General features: G+C 64.9%; 2 protein-coding genes and 2 pseudogenes. All 4 read right to left on the reverse strand.

The features are described 5' to 3' along the window. Positions 1-1,506: molybdopterin cofactor-binding domain-containing protein (locus JOY90_RS02900; protein ID WP_291689665.1), on the reverse strand; the 1,506-nt coding region annotated here is incomplete at its 3' end. A 1-nt stretch (position 1,507) separates the two neighbouring features. After that, complete coding sequence (locus JOY90_RS02905) at positions 1,508-1,978, reverse strand: (2Fe-2S)-binding protein (RefSeq protein ID WP_291689666.1); 471 nt, start codon at positions 1,976-1,978, stop codon at positions 1,508-1,510. 47 nt (positions 1,979-2,025) lie between these two features. Then, positions 2,026-2,728: pseudogene (locus JOY90_RS02910) on the reverse strand (SDR family NAD(P)-dependent oxidoreductase). A 43-nt stretch (positions 2,729-2,771) separates the two neighbouring features. Next, positions 2,772-3,298: pseudogene (locus JOY90_RS02915) on the reverse strand (EmrB/QacA family drug resistance transporter); the annotation flags it as partial.

Here is a 3,298-nt window from a genome sequence, read left to right on the forward strand (position 1 = left end):
GTTTGGGAGCGCATAGACCAGATTGATCGCACCCTCGGTCGTATCGGGGTCGAGGCCGTTCTTGAACACCGGAGGTGCCCATCTCGCCAAAATCGAGGAGCCCGCAAAGCGGTGGTTCCAGGCGACCGGCATTCCCTTCTCGTCGAGACCGGCAGATATCCGATCGAACCAATAGGGTCGGTACATGTCGTGCTGTATATCTTCCTCGCGCGTCCACACGACCTTCACGGGCCCGTCGACCTGCTGCGCGATCTGGACGGCGCGAACGACGCCGTCCGCCTCCAGCCGCCGTCCGAACCCACCGCCGATCAGATGATTGTGGACCACGACCTTGTCCAATGGCAGGCCAGCCGTCTTTGCCGCCGCTGCCTGAACGCGTGCAACGGCCTGGCTGCCGACCCAGATTTCACAGCCGTCCTTGCGGACATGCACCGTGCAATTCATCGGCTCCATCGTCGCATGCGCGAGAAACGGAAGTTCGTAGGCCGCTTCCACCTTTGTGACGGCGCTCGCCATCGCTTCGCCGGCATTGCCGATGTTCTGCGCAACCGGCCCGGGATCGAGCGTCGCTTTTTCGAGCGCTGCCGCGATCGCCATCGTGTCGAGGTTGGTGTGCGGCCCGTCGTCCCATTCGATCACCAGCGCCGCCAGCCCCTTCCTCGCCGCGCCCATATGGTCTGCGACCACGGCGACCGCGTCATCCAGCCGCACGATCTGGCGCACACCCCTGACTGCGTTGGCCGCCGTGTCGTCCACATTCTTCACACGGCCACCGAACACCGGGGATTGTACAAGGGTCGCGATCTTCACGCCCGGCGGCCGAACGTCGATGCCGTATACGGCCGTCCCATTGACCTTTGCCGGCGTGTCCAGTCGCTTGGCCGGGCGGCCGATGAGCTTGAACTCCTCCGTTCGCTTGAGCGCCACGTTTTGCGGCAGAGGCATTTGCGCGGCGTCGGCGGCAAGCTCGCCGTAAGTGAGCCTGCGCGCAGTCGGCGGGTGAAGCACTTCGCCCTGTTGCGCGCGGCAAGACGCCGGATCGACATTCCAGCGCTTCGCCGCCGCCACCACCAGCATCGCTCGCGCGATCGCGCCGGCTTCACGAAGCGGCTGCCACGACGCACGTATCGCGTTCGAGTTGCCGGTCGCCTGGATCCCGCCCAACAGCGGGTTGCCGTAGAGTTTCTCGTTGGGCGACGCGTGCTCAAGCCGCAACTGTGACAGCTCGACCTCCAGCTCTTCGGCGATCAGCATCGGGATCGAGGTGTAGGTGCCCTGGCCCATTTCGACATAGGGCATGGTGAGGATGATCTGGCCGTCGCGTTCGATGCGGATGAAGGCATTGGGCGCGAAGCTGTCGGCACCGGCCGGCTCGGCTTCGCCATTTGCGGACGGCACGGTCAAACTCAATATTAGACCACCGCCCGCGGCGGCCCCTGCCTGTAGGAGGACGCGCCGGGACAGGATCGCGCCGGCGGCTCGGGAAGCGACGTGATGGAAGATCATTTCAGCCTTCCTTTCCGTTCGCTTGCGCGGCCTGCTTGATGGCCTCGCGGATCCGTCCATAGGTGCCGCAGCGACAGATGTTGCCGGACATAGCATCGTCGATGTCGGCATCGCTCGGCCGCGGATTGCTCGCCAGTAGCGCCGAAGCCGACATGATCTGGCCGGACTGGCAATAACCACACTGGGCGACTTCGAGATCGAGCCAGGATTTTTGTATTTTCTGACCAGCCGGAGTGCCTCCAATGGCTTCGATCGTGGTGATCTCTGCACTGCCAACGCTGTCGATGCTCGTGATGCAGGAGCGGGTCGGCGCCCCGTCCATATGCACGGTGCAGGCACCGCAGAGCGCCATGCCACAGCCGAACTTGGTGCCCGTCATGCCCAAGACGTCGCGAAGGACCCAAAGAAGAGGGGTATCGCCGTCGACGTCGGCGGTGTGGTCTGCGCCATTGACCTTGATTTTGAAAGCCATGCGTCGTCTCCCGGACGTGCTATCAAGCGAACTCAGGTCCCCGAGCTTTAAAAGGTCTCGACCCAGGGCCGAAGCTCGACCTCCAGAGACCAGGCGCTGCTTGGTTGCCGCAGTACCTCGATATAGGTCTGCGCGATCGCGTCGGGATCGAGCGTGCTGTCGGGACGATCCGCCGGATCAGGCCGCCGCGCGCTGCGCACCGCGCCATCAATGACGAAGTGCGCCACATGGATGCCTTTTGGTCCGAGTTCGCGGGCTGCGCTCTGCGCCAGACCACGCAGCGCAAATTTGCCCATCGCAAAAGCGGCGGAATGCGGGTAGCCCTTGATGCTGGCGCTCGCCCCGGTCAGCAGGATGGCGCCACTCCCGCGATTGATCATCCGCCGCGTCGCCTCCCGAACAACCAGGAAACCGCCGAAGGCGGAGATCTCGACCGCCTTCCTCACGGCTTCCGGATCAAGCTCGGCGATCGGGCCGTGCGCGCGGGCGCTGGCGTTGTAGAGCACGACGTGGGGCTCACCGAGCCGCTCGTCCGCCGCCTCGAACAGCTGCGCGACGGCAGCCGGATCGGAGGCATCGGTGGCGAACCGCTCGGCGCCGATCTCGGCTGCTAAGGACGCCAACTTGTCGATGTTGCGCGCAGCGAGCCCGAACCCTCAGGCCGGATGCGGCGAGCCCTCGGGCAACCGCCGCACTGATGCCGGAGCCGGCGCCGACGATCAAGGCGTTGCGATAAGAAATGTTGGACATCATGGGTTCTCCTGCGGTTTGTCAACAAGGCTCCCCCCGGAGCTCAATGCGAGGCGGGCGGGGAAGTGGGCGCCCTAATGGAGGCCACCTGGCGCAATAGCGGCACGAGCAGCGTGGCGACGATGAACGCGAGCATGATCGCGCGGAATGCGTCGGCATATGCCAGCGTAGCGGCCTCGCGGTAAGCGAGCCGCCACAATTGCTTCAGCGCGGCGACATTGCCCTCGTCGAGGACACCCGGCATCGCGGCATAGCGCTGCGCCAGACCCGCCAGCAGCCGCTGCATCGGCCCATTCGCCGGGGTCAGGTGGTAGGCAATCGCATCGAAGTGGAAGTTGGTCCGGGCATTGAGGATTGCGCCGCACACCGCGATGCCGACCGCGCCGCCGAGATTGCGCATCATGTTAAAGAGGCCACTGGCGTATTTTAGCCGTTCGGGCGGCAGGCTGCCGAGGCCGAGCGTGACCGCCGGCGCCACCACGAAAACCTGCGGGAAGCCGCGCAGGAGCTGCGGCAGCAATAGCTCACCGCCGCTCCACTCGCTGGTGATGAAGCTGAAGCTCCACATCG

The organism is Bradyrhizobium sp. (assembly GCF_019242285.1).
Lineage (GTDB): Bacteria > Pseudomonadota > Alphaproteobacteria > Rhizobiales > Xanthobacteraceae > Bradyrhizobium.

Excerpts from the sequence above, each read along its gene's own strand:
- JOY90_RS02905 (WP_291689666.1), bottom strand. The coding sequence starts at position 1,978 with ATGGCTTTCAAAATCAAGGTCAATGGCGCAGACCACACCGCCGACGTC.